This is a genomic window from Sphingobacterium pedocola (genome assembly GCF_015209965.1).
GTDB classification, from domain to species: domain Bacteria; phylum Bacteroidota; class Bacteroidia; order Sphingobacteriales; family Sphingobacteriaceae; genus Sphingobacterium; species Sphingobacterium pedocola.
The window spans coordinates 1,142,565-1,166,634 of record NZ_MU158689.1 but is presented as its reverse complement, the minus strand read 5'-3'; the positions used below and the strand labels follow the sequence as shown (position 1 = coordinate 1,166,634).

General features: G+C 38.7%; 23 protein-coding genes. 5 read left to right on the top strand and 18 right to left on the bottom strand.

Annotated features, from left to right (window positions below; genetic code table 11):
- Nucleotides 1–262: 262 nt before the first annotated feature.
- The 9 genes from C4F40_RS04895 to C4F40_RS04855 form a co-directional block, all read right to left on the bottom strand.
- Nucleotides 263–1,507, bottom strand: a complete 1,245-nt coding sequence (locus C4F40_RS04895) for a sulfate adenylyltransferase subunit 1 (protein WP_196938236.1) — start codon at nucleotides 1,505–1,507, stop codon at nucleotides 263–265.
- Nucleotides 1,508–1,649: 142 nt separating this feature from the next.
- Nucleotides 1,650–2,540 (bottom strand): sulfate adenylyltransferase subunit CysD, encoded by an 891-nt coding sequence (gene cysD / locus C4F40_RS04890; RefSeq protein WP_196938235.1) that lies wholly within the window; start codon nucleotides 2,538–2,540, stop codon nucleotides 1,650–1,652.
- Between the two features lie 19 nt (nucleotides 2,541–2,559).
- Complete coding sequence (locus tag C4F40_RS04885) at nucleotides 2,560–3,258, bottom strand: phosphoadenylyl-sulfate reductase (protein WP_196938234.1); 699 nt, start codon at nucleotides 3,256–3,258, stop codon at nucleotides 2,560–2,562.
- Nucleotides 3,242–3,835 carry a precorrin-2 dehydrogenase/sirohydrochlorin ferrochelatase family protein gene (locus C4F40_RS04880; protein ID WP_196938233.1) on the bottom strand — a complete coding sequence of 198 codons (594 nt, stop codon included), beginning with the start codon at nucleotides 3,833–3,835 and terminating at the stop codon, nucleotides 3,242–3,244. The genes C4F40_RS04885 and C4F40_RS04880 overlap by 17 nt, the downstream gene beginning before the upstream one ends.
- Nucleotides 3,836–4,603, bottom strand: a complete 768-nt coding sequence (gene cobA, locus C4F40_RS04875) for a uroporphyrinogen-III C-methyltransferase (protein ID WP_196938232.1) — start codon at nucleotides 4,601–4,603, stop codon at nucleotides 3,836–3,838.
- A 19-nt stretch (nucleotides 4,604–4,622) separates the two neighbouring features.
- The gene (locus tag C4F40_RS04870) at nucleotides 4,623–6,728 is read right to left on the bottom strand and encodes a HEPN domain-containing protein (protein ID WP_196938231.1); all 2,106 of its coding nucleotides are present in this window, start codon (nucleotides 6,726–6,728) and stop codon (nucleotides 4,623–4,625) included.
- Between the two features lie 598 nt (nucleotides 6,729–7,326).
- The gene (pyrF, locus tag C4F40_RS04865; protein ID WP_196938230.1) at nucleotides 7,327–8,160 is read right to left on the bottom strand and encodes an orotidine-5'-phosphate decarboxylase; all 834 of its coding nucleotides are present in this window, start codon (nucleotides 8,158–8,160) and stop codon (nucleotides 7,327–7,329) included.
- Between the two features lie 8 nt (nucleotides 8,161–8,168).
- Nucleotides 8,169–8,792: a TlpA family protein disulfide reductase gene (locus tag C4F40_RS04860; protein ID WP_196938229.1), complete on the bottom strand. Its 624-nt coding sequence runs from the start codon at nucleotides 8,790–8,792 to the stop codon at nucleotides 8,169–8,171.
- A 19-nt stretch (nucleotides 8,793–8,811) separates the two neighbouring features.
- Nucleotides 8,812–9,555 carry an RluA family pseudouridine synthase gene (locus C4F40_RS04855; RefSeq protein ID WP_196938228.1) on the bottom strand — a complete coding sequence of 248 codons (744 nt, stop codon included), beginning with the start codon at nucleotides 9,553–9,555 and terminating at the stop codon, nucleotides 8,812–8,814.
- A gap of 107 nt (nucleotides 9,556–9,662) precedes the next feature.
- Between C4F40_RS04855 and panB the strand changes: the two genes are divergently transcribed.
- The 5 genes from panB (at nucleotide 9,663) to C4F40_RS04830 (ending at nucleotide 14,261) form a co-directional block, all read left to right on the top strand.
- The gene (gene panB, locus C4F40_RS04850) at nucleotides 9,663–10,478 is read left to right on the top strand and encodes a 3-methyl-2-oxobutanoate hydroxymethyltransferase (protein ID WP_196938227.1); all 816 of its coding nucleotides are present in this window, start codon (nucleotides 9,663–9,665) and stop codon (nucleotides 10,476–10,478) included.
- Between the two features lie 5 nt (nucleotides 10,479–10,483).
- On the top strand, nucleotides 10,484–11,092 hold the full coding sequence (locus C4F40_RS04845) for a hypothetical protein (protein WP_196938226.1): 609 nt from the start codon (nucleotides 10,484–10,486) through the stop codon (nucleotides 11,090–11,092).
- 73 nt (nucleotides 11,093–11,165) lie between these two features.
- The gene (locus C4F40_RS04840) at nucleotides 11,166–12,215 is read left to right on the top strand and encodes a L,D-transpeptidase (protein WP_231389921.1); all 1,050 of its coding nucleotides are present in this window, start codon (nucleotides 11,166–11,168) and stop codon (nucleotides 12,213–12,215) included.
- 84 nt (nucleotides 12,216–12,299) lie between these two features.
- Nucleotides 12,300–13,076 carry a murein L,D-transpeptidase catalytic domain family protein gene (locus tag C4F40_RS04835; protein WP_231389919.1) on the top strand — a complete coding sequence of 259 codons (777 nt, stop codon included), beginning with the start codon at nucleotides 12,300–12,302 and terminating at the stop codon, nucleotides 13,074–13,076.
- Nucleotides 13,077–13,199: 123 nt separating this feature from the next.
- Nucleotides 13,200–14,261, top strand: a complete 1,062-nt coding sequence (locus C4F40_RS04830; RefSeq protein WP_196938225.1) for a patatin-like phospholipase family protein — start codon at nucleotides 13,200–13,202, stop codon at nucleotides 14,259–14,261.
- A gap of 73 nt (nucleotides 14,262–14,334) precedes the next feature.
- On the opposite strand, the gene C4F40_RS04825 is transcribed toward C4F40_RS04830, so the two are convergent.
- The 9 genes from C4F40_RS04825 to fucP all read right to left on the bottom strand — a co-directional run bounded on the left by C4F40_RS04825 (nucleotide 14,335) and on the right by fucP (nucleotide 23,992).
- The gene (locus C4F40_RS04825) at nucleotides 14,335–15,360 is read right to left on the bottom strand and encodes a zinc-binding alcohol dehydrogenase family protein (protein ID WP_231389918.1); all 1,026 of its coding nucleotides are present in this window, start codon (nucleotides 15,358–15,360) and stop codon (nucleotides 14,335–14,337) included.
- A complete protein-coding gene (locus C4F40_RS04820; protein WP_196938224.1) occupies nucleotides 15,360–16,148 on the bottom strand; it encodes an L-fucose dehydrogenase in 789 nt (262 codons plus the stop codon). Before C4F40_RS04820 ends, C4F40_RS04825 begins: the two co-directional genes overlap by 1 nt.
- A gap of 4 nt (nucleotides 16,149–16,152) precedes the next feature.
- The gene (locus C4F40_RS04815; RefSeq protein WP_196938223.1) at nucleotides 16,153–16,983 is read right to left on the bottom strand and encodes an amidohydrolase family protein; all 831 of its coding nucleotides are present in this window, start codon (nucleotides 16,981–16,983) and stop codon (nucleotides 16,153–16,155) included.
- A 1-nt stretch (nucleotide 16,984) separates the two neighbouring features.
- A complete protein-coding gene (locus C4F40_RS04810; protein ID WP_196938222.1) occupies nucleotides 16,985–17,842 on the bottom strand; it encodes a fumarylacetoacetate hydrolase family protein in 858 nt (285 codons plus the stop codon).
- Between the two features lie 54 nt (nucleotides 17,843–17,896).
- Nucleotides 17,897–18,661, bottom strand: coding sequence for an SDR family NAD(P)-dependent oxidoreductase (locus tag C4F40_RS04805; RefSeq protein ID WP_196938221.1), 765 nt, complete (start codon nucleotides 18,659–18,661; stop codon nucleotides 17,897–17,899).
- 19 nt (nucleotides 18,662–18,680) lie between these two features.
- Nucleotides 18,681–20,618, bottom strand: coding sequence for a glycoside hydrolase family 88 protein (locus C4F40_RS04800; protein ID WP_196938220.1), 1,938 nt, complete (start codon nucleotides 20,616–20,618; stop codon nucleotides 18,681–18,683).
- Nucleotides 20,619–20,729: 111 nt separating this feature from the next.
- Nucleotides 20,730–22,394, bottom strand: coding sequence for a UxaA family hydrolase (locus C4F40_RS04795; RefSeq protein WP_196938219.1), 1,665 nt, complete (start codon nucleotides 22,392–22,394; stop codon nucleotides 20,730–20,732).
- Between the two features lie 6 nt (nucleotides 22,395–22,400).
- Nucleotides 22,401–22,730, bottom strand: a complete 330-nt coding sequence (locus C4F40_RS04790) for an L-rhamnose mutarotase (RefSeq protein ID WP_196938218.1) — start codon at nucleotides 22,728–22,730, stop codon at nucleotides 22,401–22,403.
- A gap of 2 nt (nucleotides 22,731–22,732) precedes the next feature.
- The gene (gene fucP / locus C4F40_RS04785; RefSeq protein ID WP_196938217.1) at nucleotides 22,733–23,992 is read right to left on the bottom strand and encodes an L-fucose:H+ symporter permease; all 1,260 of its coding nucleotides are present in this window, start codon (nucleotides 23,990–23,992) and stop codon (nucleotides 22,733–22,735) included.
- Nucleotides 23,993–24,070 lie beyond the last annotated feature (78 nt).

The window sequence follows — 24,070 nt, the reverse complement described above, 5'->3', positions numbered from 1 at the left end:
ATTTTTTTGAAAAAGAGACCGCACTAATAGTTATGTTAAATAAGATTTTAAATCTTTATATGTAAAGAATCCATATTTCAACACTAATCCATGTTATCGGTGCATTAAACGCACAGAACGCTTATTTTAGCGCTCCCATTTTTGTCTCATAATTTATATTATGTTAAATAAGATTTAATGATACACAAATCCCCTATAGACACACAAAGAGATTCTTTTTGTAGAATCTCTTTGTGTGGTGTGTCTTATATTCGATAAGCCTTTATGCTACATCTTCTATCATTAATGCACCGACTGTGATATTTGTACGTGGATCAATGATAATGGCTCGCGAATTTTCAGCGTGCTCTTTATGCAAATCAAAAACTACATCGTTAGCTGCTTTTACGAAAACCTTACCAATATCATTTAACTTAATTTCAGAATCAAACAACTGTTCTTGGGTATTTACGTCGTATTTAAACAATACTTCTTGAATCTTAATTTTTGTGATATGTGTATGATTTTGCAGCAAATACACTTGATTAGTATCCAGAGGCTTGTTGTCAAACCACGAAATATTTGCTTCAAAATTACGCTCCGTTAATGCTGGATGTGCTGCGTTCACAATAAAATCTCCACGCGAAATATCGATATCATCTGCCAAATGAATAATAACGGATTTTCCGCTTTCGGCTGAATCGATGTGCTCCTGATTAAATTCGATTGCTTTGACAGTAGTCCGTACACCACTTGGTAGTACCAATGCCTCTTCTCCTACTTTTAACCCCTCTCCTAACACGCGGCCTGCATATCCCCTATAGTCGTGTAAATCGTCTGTTTGCGGACGTATTACCCATTGCACCGGAAAACGCCACGCCTGTGATTTATCTTCCGGAAATTCAATATTTTCGAGATATTCTAAAAGAGAAGTACCCTCATACCAAGGCATCCTATCTGAAGCAGTAACAATATTATCGCCTTTTAAAGCTGATACGGGTATAAAATCGACATCTTCTAGATTTAGATTTTCAGCCAGTTTCAAATAATCGGCTTTGATATTTTCATACACAGCTTGCTCAAAATCTACCATATCCATCTTATTGATACATACCAATACCTTTTTAAGGGACAGTAATTTAGATAAGAACGAATGACGTTTGGTTTGTTCGATCACACCTTTGCGTGCATCAACTAATATGATAATCAAATCAGAATTGGAAGCTCCTGTCACCATATTACGGGTATACTGTATATGTCCGGGTGCATCTGCAATAATAAATTTGCGCTTTTCCGTTTGAAAATACTTATATGCTACATCAATTGTAATTCCTTGTTCACGTTCTGCTTTTAGACCGTCTGTTAGTATGGCTAAATCTACTGTTCCATCATTATTTTTGCGATTGGCTTTTTGGATAGCTTCTAATTGATCGTCTAAAATAGAATTTGTATCGTACAGCAAGCGGCCTATCAACGTACTTTTGCCATCATCAACTGACCCTGCTGTTATAAATTTTAGTATATTCATTTTTTTTATGGTATTGAGTATTGAGTATTGAGTATTGAGAAAAAATTTGCTCAATACCACTTTCTCAATCTGTTTTATATTTTACTATATAGCCTGAAAAACCTAAGGTCTGATAGCTATTATCTGACATCTAATATCTATTCTAAAAATAACCCTGTTTTTTACGTTCTTCCATGGCTGCTTCAGATACCTTATCATCCATTCTTGCTCCACGTTCGCTTACGGTAGAAGCTTTTATTTCGGCTATGATATCATCCAGTTCGGTCGCTATTGAATCTACTGATGCAGTGCAGGTCATGTCACCTACTGTCCTGAAACGTACAGACTTATGTTCAACAACATCGTCTCCGTCGATCTGTAGTGCTGGCGCCGCCGCCATCCACTGTCCATTGCGGAATACAACATCACGTTCATGACTGAAGTAGATGGAAGGAAGATCAATTTTTTCACGTTTAATATAATTCCATACATCCAGTTCGGTCCAGTTTGAAATAGGAAATACACGTACATTTTCTCCCTTGTGGATCTTACCGTTAAAGATGTTCCACAGTTCTGGACGTTGTCTTTTGGGGTCCCATTGACCAAACTCATCACGTACCGAGAAAATACGTTCCTTTGCCCGAGCTTTTTCTTCGTCTCGACGTGCTCCACCTATACAGGCATCAAAACCGTATTTTTCAATGGTGTCTAGAAGGGTAACTGTTTGTAATGCATTACGACTTGCATTTTTACCTGTTTGTTCGACTGCCTTACCTTGATCAATACTGTCTTGTACCAATCCGACGATGAGCTTCTCTCCTGTCTGTTCAATTAGCCAATCACGGTATTCAATAGTTTCCGGAAAATTATGTCCGGTATCGATATGCACTAAAGGAAACGGAAATTTACCCGGTCTAAAGGCCTTTTTGGCCAAATGTACCAACGTGATAGAATCCTTACCTCCAGAAAACAACAATGCCGGGTTTTCAAATTGTCCAGCAACCTCTCGTAATATGTAAATTGCTTCAGCCTCTAAATGATCTAAATAATCCATTCTCTCTCTTGTCTTTTCTTTATTTTGTCGTTACGTGTAAACCACACTCTTTTTTACTCTTGTCTTCCCACCACCATCTTCCTGCACGGAAATCTTCACCTTTTTGCACTGCACGTGTACACGGTTGGCAACCTATACTCGGAAATCCCTTATCATGTAATGGATTATAAGGAATAAAGTTGGCTTTCAAAAAGGATTCCACGTCTGCCAGTGTCCAATGAAAAATCGGGTGAATCTTAATAATCTGATTGGCTTCATCCCATTCAACGATATCCATATCTTCGCGATTTGCCGATTGTTCCGCCCGAATGCCGGTGATCCAGACCTTATAACCTTGGATAGCACGCTGTAAAGGTTCAATTTTACGGATGAAGCAGCACTCCTTTCTATTTTCTACGGATTCATAAAAACTGGAAGGACCTTTTAAACTCACTAGCGACTCAACTGCCTGCGTGTTGGGGTAATATGCTTTTATAGGGAGTTTATATTTCTCCAACGTGCGATTCCAAACATAATATGTTTCTGGAAATAGACGACCTGTTTCCAGTGTAAATATAGAAGCTGAGGACCCGGCTTCTGCAAGCATATGGGTAATCACTTGATCCTCAATTCCAAATGAAGTCGAAAATACGGTTTCATTTTTAAACTTTTGGTCCACATAGCGAATGACATCCATGGCGTCTAGCTCTTCGAGCTCGTTCTTAATTTGCGCTATCATTAGATGTATTAGTTAATAAATCTTTAGTATGTGCATTGAGCACTTTTATTTTTTCTTGAAAATCACCTTTGAGCGAATTTCGCATGGTTTGCATCAAGTCCAAAGTTTGATCGATCTCTTCCGGTAATAAATCATTTAAAAACTCTTTTAAACGTTTGGCAATGGTTGGTGATTTCCCATTGGTAGAAATACCAATTTTTAAATTCCCTTTCTGTACGACTGATCCTAAATAAAAATCACACAAACTAGGTTTATCCGCTACATTTAATAGAATATGATTTTCAGAAGCCAATTTACGAACTTCGTTGTTAAAATCAGGATTATTTGTTGCTAAAATAATCAAGTCTATTCCTTCGATATCCTGCCGATCGAAAGATCGTTGACTCAGTCGTATGTTTGCCTTATCCGATACGAATTTCTTAAATTCGGGTATGACCTCTTCTGCAACCACGTGGATATTTGCCTTCGGGGAATTGCTGATCAAGGCTTCCAATTTTTCTAAACCTACCGGGCCAGCACCAACGACCAAGGTCTGGATTTGATCCAACTTAATATATATCGGGAAAAGCTCGTTCATTTAAGCTTCAAGATCTTGTAATTCAGACTTTATCGCTGCAAATTGTTGGTGCTTCGCAACGACTTCTCCTAAAACGATAATGGCTGGTACGCCGAGCAGATTTTTATCGGCTTCTTCCAATATCGTATCTATTGTACCTAATGCAATACGTTCATTAATTAATGATCCGTTTTGGATTAGTGCTATCGGCAATTCTCCTCGACCGTTCTCTTGGTAAAGGTTAACGATTTGTTTTAATTTTGAAAACCCCATTAGAACCACAACAGTTGCGTTGGTTTTCACCGCAGTGTACAGATCATCCGAAAGTCGTCCATCTGAAGTAGAACCTGTAATCACCCAGAAGCTTTCACTGACGCCGCGATGTGTCAACGGAATTTGTTGCAAGCCCGTTAAGCCTATAGATGATGAAATACCCGGAATCACCGCTGTAGAGATGCCGTACTGATGTACATATTCTAATTCTTCTCCTCCCCGCCCGAAAACAAAAGGATCTCCTCCTTTAAGCCGTACGACATGTCCATGTGTCAAAGCATAGTCAACCAATAACGTATTGATTTGATCTTGCGATGTAGATAGCCGTTCGGCACGCTTTCCGACATATATTTTTGTGCATGAGGGTTTGGCATAATCCAATAACTCTGCATTTACCAGCGCATCGTATAAAATCACATCTGCCGCTTTGATTGCTTTGATCCCTTTTAGGGTAATCAAATCTGCATCACCAGGTCCTGCGCCTACTAACGTTACAAATGGTTTAATCTCTAACATCTCTTCTCTCCCTTCTTTTTTATTGATTTATCAAGCGTAGCTCGTCTCTTCTCTCTGCTCCTTCTAAATAAAATGCGGTTGCCTGTAGCAGAAATGCTTCAGCGAATTCTTTGGACGGTTCATATTTGTTAATCTGCAATACGCGTTCTGTAAATGTAGTGGGGAACGTAAATAGTCCTTCTTGTACATAGTGTTTGTCAAATTCGGCGATGACAGCGGCCTGCGTACTGGCGTTCACGCCCTTGTCTAATAATAGCGCTTTCGCAGTCCAGACAAATGCACTATATGCATGATAGATCGCGTCGGCATACAGCGCATCGCTTAACGCCTTTTTCGACCATTCAATCTTTTCTTCTACCTCAGAAAGTAAGGTTGCGACTAAATCGATTACGACGCCCGCACATTCTCCAACACCTATAGCGGTTGCAAAAGTTTCTTCGTGCCCCCAATCTATGAACTCATCGGAAGTAAGATTGGTTAAATCGGCTAATGGTTTCAACAGACGATAGAAATAATCTTTCGTTTGTCTATCGTAATATGCATGGAAGTTTTCGGCTTCCAGGCGATTTGCCTTATAGTCTGTTAATACTACGTCGACAACTTGCAAAACACGTTTAGTAGGTACTTTAGTAACACGCTCAGCAACACGTCCTTTACCATTGCCAACTGTACCACCACCTAACATGACTTGTGCTGCGGGCACGACTTTTCCTTCGGCCTTTACAGAACTACCATGAAATCCAATATGCGCCAGTCCATGCTGACCACAAGAGTTCATACAGCCAGATATCTTTATCTTCAGATCTTGTTCGTATACAAATTCGGAATGAAATTCGTGGATATACTTCTCTATTACCCGCGCCATTTCCGTCGAATTTGAAATGCCCAAATTACAGGTATCTGTGCCGGGACAGGTTGTTACGTCTGATGTGCTATTGTAGCCAGGTTTAGCATAACCTAATTCGGTAAGCACATTGAAAATATGCGGTAAGGATTCTGCCCGTACGTATTTGAACAATAAGTTCTGATCTTGCGTGATACGGATATCATCAGCAATATGATCACGAACTCCATTGATCAGGATGCGCCCTTTAGCAGTAGGAATATCACCTGTTAGTACTTTGACATAAACGCCATAATATCCGTGCTGTTTCTGTTCGAACACATTTGTCGTTCTCCATATTTCATATGCCAAGGCATCTACAGGAGCTACTTCGCTAACAGGCGCAGTAGGCGGTGCCGGTTGTTGGATTTTAGTGCGATCGATCTCCACAATTTGATTTTTGTTGGCGATCCGTTCTTCATCAATAAGACGGAGCACCTCACTTAATCCTAATTTTTGTACCAGATATTTGAAACGAGCCTTGTTACGGTTATTTCTTTCACCATACCGGTCGAATACACGTAATGTCGCCTCCATATAAGGTATAATCTGATTTTCGGGCAAAAAGTCGTAGACTTCGGATGCGAGTATAGGTTGAGAACCAAGACCACCACCTAGCATGACCTTAAATCCTCTGACTTCCAGTCCATCAATATGTCTTATTTTTGGAATAAAGCCAAAGTCGTGGATATAAGAAAACGCTGTATCTTGATCACTGGATGAGAAAGAAATCTTAATTTTCCTCCCCATGTCCGCACAAATTGGATTTCGTAAGAAATACTCAAAGGTTTTTTGTGCATAAGGTGACACATCGAATGGCTCATTCGGATCAATTCCTGCCGTTGGTGACGCCGTAACGTTACGTACTGTATTGCCACAAGCTTCACGAAGCGTGATGTCGTCTTCAGCAAGTCTAGCCCACAATTCGGGCGTACGATCTAAACTTACATAATGAATCTGTATATCTTGACGTGTCGTAAGATGGAGGTTCTTACTCGCATATTCATCAGAGATATCCGCTATTTTAAATAGTTGCTTGAAGGTAACCTTTCCAAAAGGAAGCTTGATGCGCACCATCTGGACTCCCGTTTGGCGCTGACCATACACTCCCCTAGCCAAACGCAAAGAGCGGAACTTTTCATCGGTTATACTACCTTCCTGATAAGCCCTAATCTTTTTTTCTAATTCTATTATCTCCTGCTCTACTACCGGATTTTCTAGTTCTGTACGAAAGCTCTGCATATTCTTCTTCTGTCTATTTATAAAACTTGTAACAAATATCGTTTGTTGATAAAACATTACCAAAAATGATCCGACAAATTTATAAAATAAATATCTATTAGCTACATAAAATCTATTGATTTAGTATATATTTGTAAAAATAATTTATCAAAACGATTTTAGAGCCATATTCTGTGTACGTAAATACTTTTCAATAAGATCATTAGCTATTATATTGATTTCATCCTGTGCACCTAAGATTAAGGGGAGATATGATAAAAAAATGTTATACGGTCCGATCTCCATATCTAGAGCTTTTGCCTTATACCCTGTCGTCGTGCTTTAAAAGTGAAGATTTAAAAAAGTCCATCCCAACGTATGGTGTTGGCGTCATGATATTTCCTATAATGATCAATATTATCAAGCCATTCCGCAGGAATTAAAGACGGTCTCTCTTTCCTTAGGTGCTACCAAATGGGAAACTATCCAAAAAATATCCCAAAAGTTCCCCAGTCTATTTTTGACGCAGCTTATCCTTATTCCAGCCTTAATAGCAAATAGCTTTGGAGAAATGACGTCAATACCGCTTTACAAGACTTTTTTAGGCGACCTTATAAGGTCATATTATCCCTGCTTTTAACAATTCCGCTTCCATTTCCTGCTGCAATTTTATCGCCTCTTCCCTGGCTTTCTCTGCAAAGTCTGTGCCGTTGGAAGCATATATTATACCTCTTGTACTGTTAACCAAAAGTCCACAGTCTTTATTCATTCCATATTGACAAACATCTTGGAGGGAACCTCCTTGTGCACCGACGCCCGGGACCAATAAGAAGTGATCCGGCGCGTGTTCCCTTATTTTAATAAACCCTTCTCCGCGGGTGGCCCCTACCACATACATTAGATTATCTTTGCTGCCCCAACTATTTACCTTGTCAATGACTTCCTCAAAAAGCTGCTTTCCGTTTGAATTGGTAAAGTTTTGAAAATCCAGGCTCCCTTCATTCGAAGTGAGTGCAAGTACAATCGCCCATTTGCCTTCGAAGTCTAGGAACGGTGTGACAGAATCTTTCCCCATGTAAGGTGCAATGGTGATCGAATCAAAGCTCATTCCGGATATGGATTGATCAAAAAATGCGTTAGCATACATCTTTGAAGTATTACCGATATCGCCACGTTTTGCATCAGCAATACTTAAGCAGTTCTTCGGAAGTGCTTCCCAGGTCTTTTGTAGAGAATTCCATCCTTTTACCCCATAGCTTTCGTAAAAAGCGATATTGGGTTTGTAGGCTACACAAAGATCTCCTGTAGCTTCTATTATAGCTTTGTTAAAAGCATAGATGGGATCTTCTTCTGCTAAGAGATGTTGAGGGATTTTGTTTATATCGGTATCAAGACCGACACATAGAAAACTTTTCTTCTGTTTGATCTGTTCAATCAGCTCAGTTCTTGTCATTCCGTTAATTATGAAGCGTTGTTGATTAAATTCACAATAAATTCTTCTACCTCTTTAGTTGAATAGTCGTACATTCCCTCTTTACGAGCGGCTATTTTACCTGTTTTATCGAGAATGACGGTGGTTGGAATAGAACCTCCCAACCATGCAGAAGGAATTTCGCTATTTGGATAGGAAATAGGTAAAGACAATTTTTGCTCAGACAAAAATTTCTTAGTTCCCTCCACATCATTTTCTATTTCGACAATTAAGAATACAATCTGATCGTTGTTTTGGAATTTATTATAGAGCTTCTCGATAGAAGGCATCTCTGCGCGGCATGGCGGACACCATGTGGCCCAGAAATTAATAAATACCACCTTGCCTTTGAGATCCGCAGTATTAACGGATTTATTATCAGTATCAATAAAAGATGCCGAAGCGGTGGTGTGTTCCAGCACTTGCTCTTCTGTTACCGCAGGTTCCGTTTTTTCAGCGGATGTTTCAACCTTCGGTTTGAAAAACCCCAATCGAGTTAGGCCATCTTTTATAAAAGCGCGATTGTTAGGCCAAAGCAGTACCACACATACGATTGTCAGTATAATAAGGATGACAATGCTTATTTTTTTATTTTGCTTTGTGGTTTTTGTCATGGTATGTTTTATTTGAGATTTAGCTGTCAAATTTTTCCAACTGCTTTAGCAAAGTCGCAAAATCCTTCGGATATTGTGCTTCAAATGCATAATTTTTACCGTCTATCGTAAATTCTACTGCCCTAGAATGCAATGCGAAACGCTTTATGATTGGTTGCTCGTCTTGGTCTTTAGACATGGTAAATCCCCTTTTTTTGATTTGTGACAAATAAACCGGTTTCCCTTTGTACATCGTGTCTCCTACAATTGCGGCATGTTGTGTCGCTAAGTGAATACGAATTTGATGCATTCTGCCCGTTATGGGCTTGCATTCTACCAACGTATAATTTTTAAAATACTGTAATGTGTTAAAAATAGTCACCGCCGCTTTCCCGTTGGTTCTGTCGATAGAAACATTTTTGTTTCCCTGATTTAGAATGGGTAAATCCACTTTTAAATCTTCGAAAGCATGTGTGCCTCCAATAATAGCATGATATACTTTATTAACTCTTCTTTTTTCAAACTCTATACTTACCGAACGGTAAGTGTCCGGATTTTTTGCGATCAATAGGATGCCAGAGGTATCTTTGTCCAGTCGATGACACACCTGAGCATCATTATGGTGCTTTTTAGCCAATCGCAAAATATTAATATCCCCCCCTTCCCTTTCGTCTAAAGAGGCCAAAAACGGCGGCTTGTTGATAACAATTAGGTTATCATCCTCATGAATAATTAAATCTGCGAATTTGGGAAATTTAAATAAACGTTGTTCATTTTGAATCATAATACAAAACTACAAAATCAGGATGACTTTGTTAAATAAAGCTTTTTAGGAATTAAATCGGGAGTTTGTTTTTTTAATTCCTAATTTTGGAACGTAACAATGAAATTATGTCTGTAAATAAAGTGATAAAAAGGGTAACTACCTCGACAATTAAGGAAATGAAATTAAGAGGTGAAAAAATAAGTATGCTTACGGGGTATGATTATTCTATGGCACGTGCCCTGGATGAAGCTGGATTGGATATAATTCTTGTAGGTGATTCGGCGGCTAATGTTTTTGCAGGCTACGAGACCACCTTGCCTATCACGTTAGATCATATGATATACCATGCATCAGCCGTCGCTAGAGCAGTTACCCGTGCAATGGTATTGGTGGATCTGCCTTTTGGAGAATATCAGGGTTCGGTCGAAAACGCATACCATGCCGCTGTTAGAATGATGAAAGAATCTGGAGCGCATGCCCTGAAATTAGAGGGTGGTATTGAAATTATCGAAAATATTAAAAAGATTATTCAAGCCGGGATTCCAGTCTGCGGACATCTGGGACTTACTCCTCAGGCAATTTATCAATTTGGGGATTTTGGTGTTAGAGCGAAAGAAGAGGCAGAAGCTGAAAAGTTGAAATCAGATGCTTTGGCATTGCAGGAAGCGGGCTGTTTCGCCGTGGTATTGGAAAAAATACCATCAAAATTAGCAGAAGAGGTAACTAAATCCCTTCGAATTCCTACGATAGGTATAGGTGCGGGGAACGCCTGTGACGGACAGGTGTTGGTGGTTAACGATATGTTGGGTTTGACGAAAGACTTTAAACCTAAGTTTTTACGTCAGTATCTTCATCTGTATGAAGAAATTACGAATGCAGCTGCGAAATATGTAGCAGATGTAAAGTCAGCGGACTATCCAAACGAGAAAGAACAATATTAATCTTTATGGTTAAAGTAATTTTAGTAATCACGCTATTGGCGTTTATCTTGTACTTTATTGTGCGCAGACTTCGTATGTTTGGCACACAGATACGTAACAATTACGGCAAGATACAACCTTCCCTGCGTATTATTGAAATCACAGCACCCGCTAACATTCTTAAAGCTATTGTTCAGAAAACCTTATTCAGTGTATTTACAGGGATACTCTTATTGGTCATTATTTTGGTTTTGGCAACAAAATTTAAAATAGCTTTAATCATGCTCCCGATCAGTTTATACTTGATCGGCCAGTTTCTTGTATTGAACAATCATATCCGGCATACGCGAAATCAACGCATATTCTACGACAAAATCAACGATGATCTGACGATAGAGTCATTGGAAGGTAATAGAATAGTCTTCAATTTGATTACGGATGTTAAAGCGTATAAAGAAATAAAATCGGTTCAAAAAAATAATGGCATATTATTTGGTTATTACGAAATGATATTAGCCAAGCAAAAGATAACGATTTCTTATTTGTTGAAGGAAAACGCAGAAAATAAAACCCTTTTTGATAAATTGGCGCATTTTCCAACGGAGGTTGAAACAAAATTGTTTCCTGTTATATGAGGGTGTGTATAATCAACACGAATCTTATGACATTAACTAAAAGAGATATTAAACAATTATTAATGCACGATATATGAGATTAACCTTTCTACCGGTTTTACTATTAGTAATGTCAATCGTGGTTTCTTGCAACAATAAAACGCAGCAGGAAGCGAAAGAGGACGCAAGAAGAGATTCTTTGGAACGCGCTAAAAAGGACTCAATAGAACGTGTTAAAAAGGCGGAAGAGGAAGAAAAGAGACGCCCTGTAACTGCAGCAGATATTAATCTATCAAAAGAGTTGACATTTGATAAATACATATTAGAAGACACCTATCCGTATAAAGACACGGTTAGGGTATTTCAGTGGGAAAAGATAAAAAAACAACTAGCGGTTGTCGAAAATTTTCAACGCCAGGACATCCGCTATGCTGTACTTCAAAATTATAAAAATAAAAATCGCGAGGCACCCGTTGTTGCAAATTTCAAACGGAATGCCTACAAACGTGTTTCCGACACATTGGGCGTTGAAAGGTATCAATCTGCCCCCTTGTACGAAGTTGGCAATACAAAAACGCCTTTAATCTACGGTAGAGACGGTTCCTTGGTCAAACTTTTGAGCAGTGATACGCTCGATATGGTAAAAGTCGAGGGATTGACAAACTTCGACGGAACTTGGGAAGTACCGAAGCGATATGTCAAATCTATAAGCGACACGGTTGATTTTCATCATGTCGTTGTCGTTGATGTTACAAACCAGAATATTTGTACATTGGAAAAATCGGGCAAAGGTTGGATTATCCGAAGTATGAATCCTGCGACAACTGGAAGGCATAAACCGCCCCATGCAATGGAAACCCCTGTTGGTATTTTCTTGGTTCAAGAACAAAAAAGCAAAATGTATTATGTAAAAGATGGCACGAAAACCATCGAAGGATTTGCTCCTTACGCCAGCCGATTCACGAATGGAGCCTATGTACACGGTGTTCCGGTGAATAATCCCCGCGGAAAGATCATTGAATATAGCTGGTCTTTGGGAACTACACCGCGCTCGCATATGTGTGTGCGTAATGCGTCTTCGCATGCCAAATTTGTGTACGATTGGGTAAGGCCAATGGCCTCGTTGGTTATTGTCATTGATTAGACACAAACGCTTTATTAACACTTCTTAACACTTTTCTAAAAACAGGGTTCCTAAATTTGTTCACTGAAAAGATAACGTGTGCTTATGAAAAATCTACTTTTTATTTTAATTACAACTTGGTTTTTTACCAATTTCGCTAATCAAAATAATTCTTTAAAAACCTCAAACTTTCCCTCACTTACAGATACTGTTATTGCAAACATTGATGATAGTACAGAAATTGAAAAACTTTATTCAGCGATTAAACTCAAAGGTATCTTAAAATTTGACGCTTTTGAGCAAGCTATGATAGGTCACGAAGATCTTCCTGTTAAGAACAAGAATATCATCACAGTGATTGATTTTACACTTCCGTCGACTGATAAAAGAATGTATGTCATTGATCTTAAAAATAAAAAACTTCTTTATCATAGTATTGTTTCCCATGGAAAGAATAGTGGCGAAAAATATGCCAGATCCTTTTCGAATAAACACGGCTCCTATCAAAGTTCTTTAGGCTTTTATGTTACTGAAAATACGTACCAAGGAGGAAATGGTTATTCTTTAGTTTTAAATGGGCTTGAACGTGGTATTAATGATCAGGCTAAACCAAGGGCGGTGGTGATACATGGTGCAGATTATTGCAGTACTGCTGTAATAGCGTCTAGCGGCAGATTAGGTAGAAGTTACGGTTGTCCAGCTTTACCGAGAGCGGTAACAAAGCCCATCATTAATACAATTAAAGAAGGCACTATGCTCTTTATTTATGCCGACAACCAAGACTACATTGCGCAATCTAAGGTGCTTAATTCCGTGGAAAGAGGTTTGTTAGCACAACACAAAACAGAGACAACAACTGGTTCCAATGTATCTTTAAATTAAATTTTAAATATTATCGATGTAAAAAGGGATAAGATATACTGATATCTTATCCCTTTTTACATTTGACTATCCTTATTTATTGCAAATAATTCGTATATTAGAATAAACCGAACATTCTCTTGCATGAAAAGAATATTGTCTATTGACGGTGGCGGCATTCGCGGTATTATACCCGGAATGGTAGTAGCAGCCTTGGAAGATAAAATAAGAAAACTAAGTGGAGATCCTCAAACTCATATATCCGAATACTTTGATTTTTTTTCCGGAACAAGTACTGGAGGGATTTTCATTTCCATATTATTATTCCCTTCAGCAGATAACCCTAAAAAGCCAAAGTTTAGCGCACGCGAGGCATTAAATATTTATTTGGAACATGGTGAAGAAATATTTAATGCGCGAAAATGGAGGAAATTTTTAGGCAAATTCGGTCTATTGAGCGAGTTATATGATGAAAAGGTTCTCGAAAAAGTACTGCAAGACTATTTTGGGGATACGAAATTAAGTGAGCTGATTAAACCGTGCATTATTACGGCTTATAATATTGAGTTGCGCAAAAACCACATATTTAGACAGCAGAAAGCATTAAGTCATGGTGATTCTAGAGACTTTCTATTACGAGACGTTTGTCGGGCAACATCTGCAGCTCCAAGTTATTTTTCTGTAGCCGAGATCTTCTCTTTGGCGGGAACGCGGTACACCCTATTGGATGGTGGTCTTTTTGCGCATAACCCATCCATAGCGGCGTTACTTGAAGTGTTAAAAACATTTAATACCTTCAAGATAACCGATATGAACATTCTATCTTTAGGTACAGGGATTACTAAAAATGCTTATAATTATGAAGATTTTAAGAAAAAGTGGGCTATTTCGATAAGTCCAGCTTTGGTAGATATTATGACTTCCTCTTCTTCTGAGAGTAATGATTATTTTATAAAGCAGCTTTTTAAATCAGTAAAGAAACCAAATAATTACCTACGTATCGAACCTACAAACCTCTCTTCTATTAATCCTGCGATGGATGCTGCCAGTAAATCCAATATTCATAAAATAGTTACCTTGGCAGATAAGGTGGTCAGCGAAAATGAAGCCGTTCTAGATGCGCTAGCAGAGGAACTAATACACGATAAAAAAGAAATAGAGCGAAGAGAGAGATCCGTATGGCACTTCTTAAAAAATAAAGAATAAGCTATGGTACATGGTTTTGTAGCCGTATAGTATTTTACGATATCTCTCGCTCTCGCCCAACATTCTTAATTTCTTAAAACGTAATCATCGCCTTTATCACTTCTTGCGGATTCTTAGCTAATCCATCAAATTGATCTGCTACGTTGTCAAAATGAACGTTATGTGTAATATAGTTTTCAGCCTGGACACTGCCGTTTTTCAAGCTTTCTAACACAAAGTCGAAATCACTATGTAGCGCATTTCTGCTGCTCATTAACGTCGCTTCACGTTTATGAAACTCTGGATGACTAAATGATATCTCTCCTTTTTGCAATCCTATCAGAATATATTTTCCAGTATGTGCCAGATAATGAAAAGAGCTGTTAATTGCGTTCAAATTACCCGTGGCATCAATAACGGTATCACACATATCGCCATCTGTAATATGTCGAATAGCATCCACTGTACTTTCTTCTAGGGAGTTGATGGTAAATTCAACCTGAAATTTGGTCTTACATAGATTTAATCGTTCTTGGTTAATATCTACGACAATTATTTTAGCGCCTTTAATTTGCGCAAAATTAATAGCTGCTAAACCAATTGGACCAGAACCTATTATTGCTACATATTCATCTGCTTTGATACCTGCATTATTTACGCCGTGTGCGCCGATCGCTAAAGGTTCTACCAAAGCAAGCTGATCAAAACTTAACGCATTGTCAACAAAAACATATTGCTCTGGGACTTTTATATATTCGCACATACCACCGTCAGTATGTACACCTAACACTTGAATGGAAGTACAACAGTTAGGCTTTCCTTTTCGACAGGCTACGCAGCTTCCACAAGATAGATACGGTAATATGCACACTTTATCTCCCAATTTTAGTCCGCCAACATTCTCCGATAGCTTAAAACCATCGATCACACCCGATAATTCGTGTCCTAGCACTCGCGGATATTGAAAAAAGGGTTGGTTTCCTTGATACGCATGATAATCTGTGCCACAAATACCTATACGTTTTATTTGTATCAACACTTCACCTTCTGCAAGTGTTGGAATGACACTTTCTTTATAAACGAAGCGAAGAGGTTCTTCGCAAACTAACGTTTTCATCATTATTCTTTAATAAGCGCTCTATCCAAATGTACGTACCCGCCGTCTACATGAATTAATTGACCTGTAGTATGGCTTGAGCGATCGGACAACAAAAATACAGTAGTGTAGGCAATCTCTTCGGAGGTCGTCATCCGATGTTCCAATGGAATACGGTTAGTGATCTTCGTGAGGGTCTCTTCTGGGTTATCCAATGTTTGAATCCACTTATCATATTGAGGAGTAGACGCTTCAGCAACCACAATTGCATTGACACGGATGCCGTAAGGTAACAGTTCGACAGCCCATTCCCGTGTGAGTGCATTACGTCCACCATTCGAAGCAGCATATGCCGAAGTGTTTCCCTGGCCCGTTTCAGCTGTTTTTGACGTAATATTAAGAATTGCTCCCTTCGACGCCTTCAACGCTTCCAGAGCATGGTGTGCCATTAAATAATAATGAATAAGATTGCTATGCAAAGATTGCACGAAGCGTTCATAATTTCCAGATTCCAATCCCACACCATCGTTAACACCTGCGTTATTTACTAAGCCGTCAATGCGGCCAAATTGAGCTAACGTCTCTTTAACAGCATTTTCACAATCTTGGGGATTTGATAGTTCTGCTTTTATTGAGATCGTCGTGACTCCTAATTTCGCTACTTCTTCTTTCACCATGTCATTGTCGGCTTGATTTCTGCCCACAATAACCGGGATTGCACCTTCTTCGGCCAAAGCGATTACAATTGCACGGCCAATACCTTTGGCACCGCCCGTGACTACAAAAACTTTATCTTTTAAATTTAAATCCATTTTCTTATTTCAAATTATAGAATTTAGCAGCATTTTCTCCCCAGAAAGCATTTAACTCCGCTTCTGTAAGAGGTACCATGTGTTTATCCAGTATTTCTATCCCCTGCGTATAGGAAGCGGCTAACAACATCACGGGCCAGTCTGAGCCAAACATAATTCTTTCTGTACCAAAAGAGTTTACTGTATGGGCAATATAGGACGCAAAATTGTCGATTTTCCAATTTTTCCAATCGGCTTCTGTTACCAATCCTGAGATCTTGCAGCTGACATTTTTATACTTAGCCAGCGCTGTAATAAATTCAGACCAACCCTGTGTGCCCCCATTTTTTATATCGGGCTTGGCAATATGATCTAAAACAAATTTCTGTTCGGGATTGGCCGCTACACAAGCTAGCGTACTAGGGAAATGATGTGGCCTGATTAAGAGGTCGTAGGTATAGCCATATTTTGTCAACGCCTTAATACCGCGTTGAAAAGCTTCGCCCAAGATAAAATCAGGATCCTCTTCTCCTTGGATAATATGTCTAAATCCCTTTATGATCGGCTCTTTTGTGTATTCTTGCAATTGCTCATCTATATTTTCAGCTTGCAAATCTACCCAACCGACTACTCCCTTAATTAATGCGTAAACTTTAGATAGATCGACCAAAAATTTTGTTTCTGCGGTACTTTGACTTGCTTGTACCGCCACAGTTCCATCAATCTTATTCTCTTTCAAAATAGACGAAAGATCGTTCGGTAGAAAATCCCGTTGGATAACCGCCATGTCGTCCGTTATCCAACTGTCTTTTACCTTATCATATATCCAAAAATGTTGATGAGCATCTATACGCATACTATTTTCCTGAATAAGCTACAACTTCTTGTTTTTGTATCCCCAAATAATCTGCTCCTAATTCTATGCTGTCTCCCGGTTTCAAATAAATTGGTGGGTTGAAACCTAAACCAACTCCAGCTGGGGTGCCTGTAGAAATGACATCACCCGGGAGTAAAGTCATAAACTGAGATACATATGAAATAACATGTTGAACAGAAAAAATCAGATTGCTGGTATTGCCATCTTGATAGGTTTTACCATTTACCTTTAACCAGAGACGCACATTATTGATATCTGGAATTTCGTCTTGTGTCGTTAAGATTGGTCCCATCGGTGCAAAAGTATCACAACCTTTCCCCTTATCCCAAGTTCCCCCTCTTTCCAATTGAAATGCACGTTCGGATACATCATTATGCAATACATATCCTGCTACGTAATCCAATGCTTCAGATTCTTCCACATAGGAAGCTTTCTTTCCGATTACAATCCCAAATTCAACTTCCCAATCTGTTTTTTCCGAATTGCGGGGAATTGTAATGTTGTCATTCGGTCCCACCAATGATGAGGTCGATTTCATAAAAATGATGGGTTCGGCTGGGATAGGAGAATTTGTCTCAGCAGCATGATCCTTGTAATTGAGCCCAATACAAACGATCTTAGACGGTCGTGTAAAGGGAACACCTAAACGTACATTATTAGGAACTTCAACTAATTTACCTTCATTAGCTTTAACAAACTCATCCAGTCGAGCTAAACCATTATTGGTGAAAAAATCTTCCGTATAATCACCCCCAAAGGCAGAAACATCATAGTTTTTACCATCAATTTGAATGCCTATTCTTTCTTTTCCTAATTCGCCAAAACGTATTAATTTCATGTTGTATTTGTTTTAATGTTAAATAGAGTCTGTTTACTTCGTTGATCTTGTAGACTAATTGTTTAATTTTATAAATCCTCCGTCAATGGGATAATCATTACCGGTAATAAAACCGGCGTCATCACTACATAGGAATAAAGCGAGTTTTGCTATTTCCTCTGGCTGTGCCATACGACCAATTGGTTGTGATTTTGAGAGTTTCTCAAACATTTCTTCCTCTTTACCGGGGTAATTTTTAGCGATAAATCCATCTACAAAAGGTGTATGCACGCGCGCAGGTGAAATACTGTTGCAACGAATATTGTCGGCTATATAATCACGGGCTACCGATAGGCTCATGGCAAAAATGGCGCCTTTGCTCATTGAATATGCAAAACGATCCGTAATACCTACCCATGCGGCAATCGAAGCAAGGTTCAAGATAGCTCCTCCTCCATTTCTCTTCATTGATGGAATGACAGCATACAAGGCATTATATGCCCCTTTTACATTGACATTGAAAATGCGATCAAAATCTTCCTTACCGCAATTTTCGATATTACCCACATGTGCGATTCCCGCATTATTTACCAAAATATCTATACGTCCTATTTTTTCAATGATGGAAGCAACTTCCTCTTGATCCGACACATTACACCTATGTGCTTGGGCTTTTCCTTCTTTCTGAAGTATTCCCTCACACACCTGTTGTGCTTCTTCCACATTTAAATCCAAGATGTGCACCGAAGCACCTTCTTTTGCAAACAGCTCACTGATTGCTCTTCCTATTCCACTTCCTCCGCCTGTGATAACTGCTACTTTATGGGCTAACTTTGACATTCCTATTTATTTCTATATTTTAATCCAATAACCATTTTGCTAATTCTTTGGTTGCTTTAAAGTTTTCAAACTCTTTGGGCAACTTCCGGCCGTCTACGTATTCGTTATATAACCAGGGGTCACCCACCGCAAAAACTTTTCCTTTACCATAGGTATTGATCGCAATAATATTTTTGCCGTTCTTAGATGCTATAGATTTAGCAGAACCTTTCAACTGCAACGTACTTACTTCTTTGAGGTAAAATTTAGATGGATCTGAGAAAACAGGGTTTTCTTGACCAATGTATATGGAACCCATTTCAAATTCACTTCCCGTTACCGTATTTTCCAAGTCTTTATTAAACTTGATTCCAAATACCTCAGACAGTTTGTTAACATGATCCAACTCAGCATTGGTGTAATCGTTTGTCATCAACAACAAATTTCCACCTTCCTTCACCCAATTTTTAATCACTTCTATAGATTTCTTATCCATAAAATTAGGGCTTTCCGTTTCTTTTTTAGTATCTGGATCGACAATGATATACACGTTTGCTTTTGATAAAGCTTCTTTAGTCGGAGCAGTTGTTAAGGTCGAAATTTCCGCGCCTAAATCTTGGAATTGTTTTCCAAACACATAAAAACCATTATTATCCTTCTCATCCCAGATATAATGATATTTAATTTTTTGGTTCAAGACGTTGTTTTGATATTCGTTGTTGAAAAAATTGTCTAGTACAACCGTTTTACCGACAGCAGGTAATCCTTTCAATCGCTTTTCCATCTCTACAGCTGCTAGTATGAACGCCCCTAATCCCTTTGGATCATCTTGTACGACTTTCTCGCTCATATAGTATTCATAACTTCCGTCACGGTAATTTGGTTTACCTCCCAATCCACCTACTGAAACTGTTCCATTGAGGTGAAAAATACCATCAGCACCTTTCACAATAAAATTTCGGATGAGGTGATCGTATGCTTTGAATATTTCTTTCGAGTAATTTTTTTGAACGTATTGATGCTCCATCGCCTTTGAAATCGTATAGATAAACATACTAGAACCGGAGGTCTCTAAATAATTTTTATCTTCATTTGGCATATCCAAAATCTGGTACCATAATCCCGTTTTTGTATCAGCCACGCCTACTATAGCCGTGATAAAACGATCTAAGATATCAAGTAACTCTTTTCTTCTTGGGTGATCTTGTGGGATATCTTCCAATACATCTACTAAAGCCAATCCATACCAACCCATTGCCCTAGCCCAAAAATGTTTGGAGTTTCCGGTTTCTTTATTCGCCCAAAGTTGGCTTTTACTCTCGTCCCAAGCATGATAGATCAGTCCCGTTTTGGGGTCTCTCGCTTTTTCTTCGATGTGAACAAACTGATTAATAATATCGTCATAAAGTGCCGGTTCATTGTATAATTTAGCCCATTCCGCCAAGAACGGTAGTCCCATATACAGGCCATCTAGCCACACTTGTTGTGGATAGATTTTTTTATGCCAAAAACTAATGCCATCGCTTGTACGCGGATGTGTTTTTAGTTGATCATATAGTTTTTGTGCAGCATAAAAGTACTTTTTTTGTCCTGTGACATTATGTAATAATAACAGCGTTTTACCCGTCTTGATGTTGTCGATATTGTAATCATCGTGTTTATACGTCAATATATTTCCTTCTTTATCTATATATGCATCCATTGCATCTTTGATATAATTGAAATAATCCCCATCTCCTGTCTGGTACCAAACGGAACGGACCCCTTCTAAAAATACCCCGGTTTCGTATGTCCACTTCGGAGTGCTCTTTACATCTTTATAAGGAAATGGTCTAGCCTTAAAAACCGCTTTCGTTAATTCGGCAGCATAAGATATAGGTTGATTATTCGCATCAGATCGCCATTTGTAATTGTTATCCTGTCCGATGGAAACATCATAAGCTATTAGTAAGAAAATTAGCAGAAAAAATTTATTCATAAGTTTACTTTTTTGTGTTTTTATTTATCTACGTATGATATTAAAATTAGGAATATTTATCAAATATGACCCATCAATTAAATCGGGACAATGATAAAATGTTATTTTATATTACAAAGATACACCTCTTCGCCACGGAATAAAATCATCCTGACCCAATTTAACCGCTTTAGTTTGCACTTCTCCACTTGCCACTTGAATGACAAAATCCAATATACGATATGCAACCTCTTCAATGGTTTCTTCTCCGTCTATAATGGTTCCACAATTTAAATCGATGATATCCGACATTTTTTCAAAAATCTTCGTATTTGTCGAAATTTTAACCACCGGAGCAATGGGATTACCGGTAGGCGTACCAAGTCCTGTTGTGAAAAGAACAATATTTGCACCAGCCCCTACTTCTGCTGTCGTACTTTCTACATCATTTCCCGGCGTGCACAACAGATTTAATCCCGGTTGATTCGCTAATTCGGGATAATCCACAACAGCGGTAACGGGTGATGTACCTCCCTTTTTTGCAGCTCCGGCAGATTTGATCGCATCGGTAATCAAACCATCTCTTATATTTCCAGGTGAAGGATTCATGTAAAAGCCCGAACCATCGGCTTCTGCTTTAGCATTATATACTTTCATCAACGACATAAATTTTTCTGCCGTTTCTTCATCAATACACCGATCACTTAGCTCTTGCTCAACACCACATAATTCGGGAAATTCAGCCAATATAACAGAACCTCCCATGCTGACCATCATATCGGATACGTAACCCAAAGCGGGATTAGCAGAGATACCCGAAAAGCCATCTGATCCGCCACATTCTAGACCAATGCACAATTTATCTAGCGTCGCCGGCTGTCGTGTTTGTTTGTTGACTTCTGCGAGACCAGCAAAAGTCGCTTTGAGCGCCTTATTCATTAAATCTTGCTCCGTACCCTCAAGCTGTTGTTCAAAAATATACAATGGCTTATCAAAATAAGGATCTCTTTTAGCAATTTCGTCTTTCAATATTGAAGCTTGGGCGTGTTGACATCCCAGACTTAACACAGTAGCTCCTGCTACATTCGGATGTGCAATATATCCCGCCAGCAAACCACACAAGGCATCTGAATCTAAACGGGTACCGCCACATCCCATGTTATGGTTCAAAAATTTAACCCCATCTATATTGTCAAATAAACGAGTTGAGCTCGCTTTTATTCCCGCTGGAGACAAATCCAATTGTAACAAATCTTGGGGTGAAGCACCATTTTTATATGCTGAAATTAATGAGTCCACTTCTTTAGAATAGTCTTTCGACTCAACTTTATATCCTAATTTGTCTTCCAAAGCAGATTTCAAAGTTAGAATGTTACGATTTTCACAAAACACCAGCGGTATTACTAGCCAATAATTTGCGGTTCCTACTGTACCGTTGTTCCTGTAAAACCCATTAAATGTCCGGTTGGCAAATGCAGATATATCGGGTCTACTCCATTGCGTTTTTCGCTCTGAAAGCCTAAAATCATCTGATGCATGCCTTAAATTATCTACCGTAATCAACTCTCCTTCATGAAGTTCTGAATTTGTTTTTCCGACTAGAACACCATACATTAACACGTCACTATTTTCTCGTAACGTTGTTATCGTAAACTTGTGTTTGGATTGCACACGTTGTTTTAATTCTATTTCTCTTCCAGCAAAATGCGCAATATATCCAACCGGTAGATCACGCAGGGCAACCAATACATTATCATCGGGATGAATCCGAAGAAAATCCTGTCTCAATTTTTCCATTTTATATTATAACTCAAATATCTTATCCATTAACACCCACTTTTCGCCATCCATTGCTCCTGGAATTGCGGATTGATATTTCCACATCAATTGTTCCCATTCTTGCACTTTAGGATTCGATGCATCCATATCTGCCTTTTTTTCAAAAGAAAAGAGATCATCAACTTCCATTAGCATAAATAATCTATTTTCGAATCTATAAATCTCCATGTTTAAGACCCCTGAGGCTGAAATAGAAGCTTTTATTTCGGGCCATATATTCTTATGTAGATCTACGTACTCATCAATCAACTGGGGATCATTTAGCAGATCCAATCCCAACGCGTATTTTCTCATTTTTAGTGTGCAATATCTTTTACTTCGACCTTAATTTGCTTATTTCTAAGTGCAAATAACAATACTACGACAAAACAAATCAATACAACGTAATACCCAAATTGCAGGTTGCCCGTTATATCTGATATCAGTCCCAATACCGGAGGTATGATTGCCCCACCTACTATAGACATAATAATAAGACTTGAAGCAGATTTGGTATCAGCACCGATACCCTCGACACCAAATGCAAAAATCGTCGGAAACATAATCGACATAAAGAACGCAATACCGATCATTGCATATAAAGTTAGTACCCCCGACCCGAAGATAACCACCACAGTCAACAAAATAGCTGAAGCAGCGAAAATTGACAGCAACTTTGCCGGTGATATATAACGCATCAGAAATGTTCCTACAAAACGACCGATCATAAAGGCGAGACCTGCAACACCGGCGTAATACTTAGCGCTGGAGGGAGTTACATCTGCAATTTCCGTTGCATACATGACGATGAAACTCAGCACGCTCACCTGTGCACCCACATAGAAAAATTGTGCTATGACAGCTGAACGTACATTTTTATGTCTTAGCGCATGAAAAAATCCCTTCTTTTGATCTGTTTCATCATCCTTTATATCCGGTAGTCTAGTAAAGAAAAATACACAGGCTACAATCAGAATGATAATTCCCAAAATCACATACGGTCCCTTTACAGCTGATGTTTCAGCTTGAATATAAGCTATTTTTGCCTGTTCACTTAAAGCAGCTATTTTGTCTGTACTTAGCGGTTCTTCCGCAAGAATATATTTACCCCCGATAATAGGTGCAATAAAAGCGGCCAAGCCGTTAAAAGATTGCGCAAAATTAAGCCGCTGTGTGGCTTTCGATGGATCTCCTAGTACCGTTATATAAGGATTAGCCGCTGTTTCCAGTATAGTAAGTCCGCAAGCAACGATAAATAAAGCGCCTAAGAAAAAGGGATAACTTATGGTGTTGGCTGCAGGTACGAATAAAAAGCACCCTATTGCAAAAAGAACTAAACCGATTAGAATACCCGTTTTGTAGCCGTATTTCTTCATGATTAATCCGGCCGGAATGGCGAGCAGGAAGTACGCAATAAATACAGAAGAATCTACCAAGGAAGCTTGCAAAGTCGTGAGACTAAATGCATTTCTAAGATGTGGTATCAAAATCGGATCAAGATTATGAATAAACCCCCAAAAGAAAAATAGCGATGTAATCAAAATGATCGCTAATGTATATTTTTTTTGTTGTGACATATAATGAGATGTATAATTGATAATTCGAAATAAAGAATAAATAATGAATAAAGTATTAATTATATTACCCATTTTATA

Bases quoted from the DNA above. Each gene is read 5' to 3' on its own strand.
- C4F40_RS04895 (WP_196938236.1), bottom strand. From the start codon at position 1,507: ATGAATATACTAAAATTTATAACAGCAGGGTCAGTTGATGATGGCAAA.
- cysD (WP_196938235.1), bottom strand. From the start codon at position 2,540: ATGGATTATTTAGATCATTTAGAGGCTGAAGCAATTTACATATTACGA.
- C4F40_RS04885 (WP_196938234.1), bottom strand. From the start codon at position 3,258: ATGATAGCGCAAATTAAGAACGAGCTCGAAGAGCTAGACGCCATGGAT.
- C4F40_RS04880 (WP_196938233.1), bottom strand. From the start codon at position 3,835: ATGAACGAGCTTTTCCCGATATATATTAAGTTGGATCAAATCCAGACC.
- cobA (WP_196938232.1), bottom strand. From the start codon at position 4,603: ATGTTAGAGATTAAACCATTTGTAACGTTAGTAGGCGCAGGACCTGGT.
- C4F40_RS04870 (WP_196938231.1), bottom strand. From the start codon at position 6,728: ATGCAGAGCTTTCGTACAGAACTAGAAAATCCGGTAGTAGAGCAGGAG.
- pyrF (WP_196938230.1), bottom strand. From the start codon at position 8,160: ATGACAAGAACTGAGCTGATTGAACAGATCAAACAGAAGAAAAGTTTT.
- C4F40_RS04860 (WP_196938229.1), bottom strand. From the start codon at position 8,792: ATGACAAAAACCACAAAGCAAAATAAAAAAATAAGCATTGTCATCCTT.
- C4F40_RS04855 (WP_196938228.1), bottom strand. From the start codon at position 9,555: ATGATTCAAAATGAACAACGTTTATTTAAATTTCCCAAATTCGCAGAT.
- panB (WP_196938227.1), top strand. From the start codon at position 9,663: ATGTCTGTAAATAAAGTGATAAAAAGGGTAACTACCTCGACAATTAAG.
- C4F40_RS04845 (WP_196938226.1), top strand. From the start codon at position 10,484: ATGGTTAAAGTAATTTTAGTAATCACGCTATTGGCGTTTATCTTGTAC.
- C4F40_RS04840 (WP_231389921.1), top strand. From the start codon at position 11,166: ATGAGATTAACCTTTCTACCGGTTTTACTATTAGTAATGTCAATCGTG.
- C4F40_RS04835 (WP_231389919.1), top strand. From the start codon at position 12,300: ATGAAAAATCTACTTTTTATTTTAATTACAACTTGGTTTTTTACCAAT.
- C4F40_RS04830 (WP_196938225.1), top strand. From the start codon at position 13,200: ATGAAAAGAATATTGTCTATTGACGGTGGCGGCATTCGCGGTATTATA.
- C4F40_RS04825 (WP_231389918.1), bottom strand. From the start codon at position 15,360: ATGATGAAAACGTTAGTTTGCGAAGAACCTCTTCGCTTCGTTTATAAA.
- C4F40_RS04820 (WP_196938224.1), bottom strand. From the start codon at position 16,148: ATGGATTTAAATTTAAAAGATAAAGTTTTTGTAGTCACGGGCGGTGCC.
- C4F40_RS04815 (WP_196938223.1), bottom strand. From the start codon at position 16,983: ATGCGTATAGATGCTCATCAACATTTTTGGATATATGATAAGGTAAAA.
- C4F40_RS04810 (WP_196938222.1), bottom strand. From the start codon at position 17,842: ATGAAATTAATACGTTTTGGCGAATTAGGAAAAGAAAGAATAGGCATT.
- C4F40_RS04805 (WP_196938221.1), bottom strand. From the start codon at position 18,661: ATGTCAAAGTTAGCCCATAAAGTAGCAGTTATCACAGGCGGAGGAAGT.
- C4F40_RS04800 (WP_196938220.1), bottom strand. From the start codon at position 20,618: ATGAATAAATTTTTTCTGCTAATTTTCTTACTAATAGCTTATGATGTT.
- C4F40_RS04795 (WP_196938219.1), bottom strand. From the start codon at position 22,394: ATGGAAAAATTGAGACAGGATTTTCTTCGGATTCATCCCGATGATAAT.
- C4F40_RS04790 (WP_196938218.1), bottom strand. From the start codon at position 22,730: ATGAGAAAATACGCGTTGGGATTGGATCTGCTAAATGATCCCCAGTTG.
- fucP (WP_196938217.1), bottom strand. From the start codon at position 23,992: ATGTCACAACAAAAAAAATATACATTAGCGATCATTTTGATTACATCG.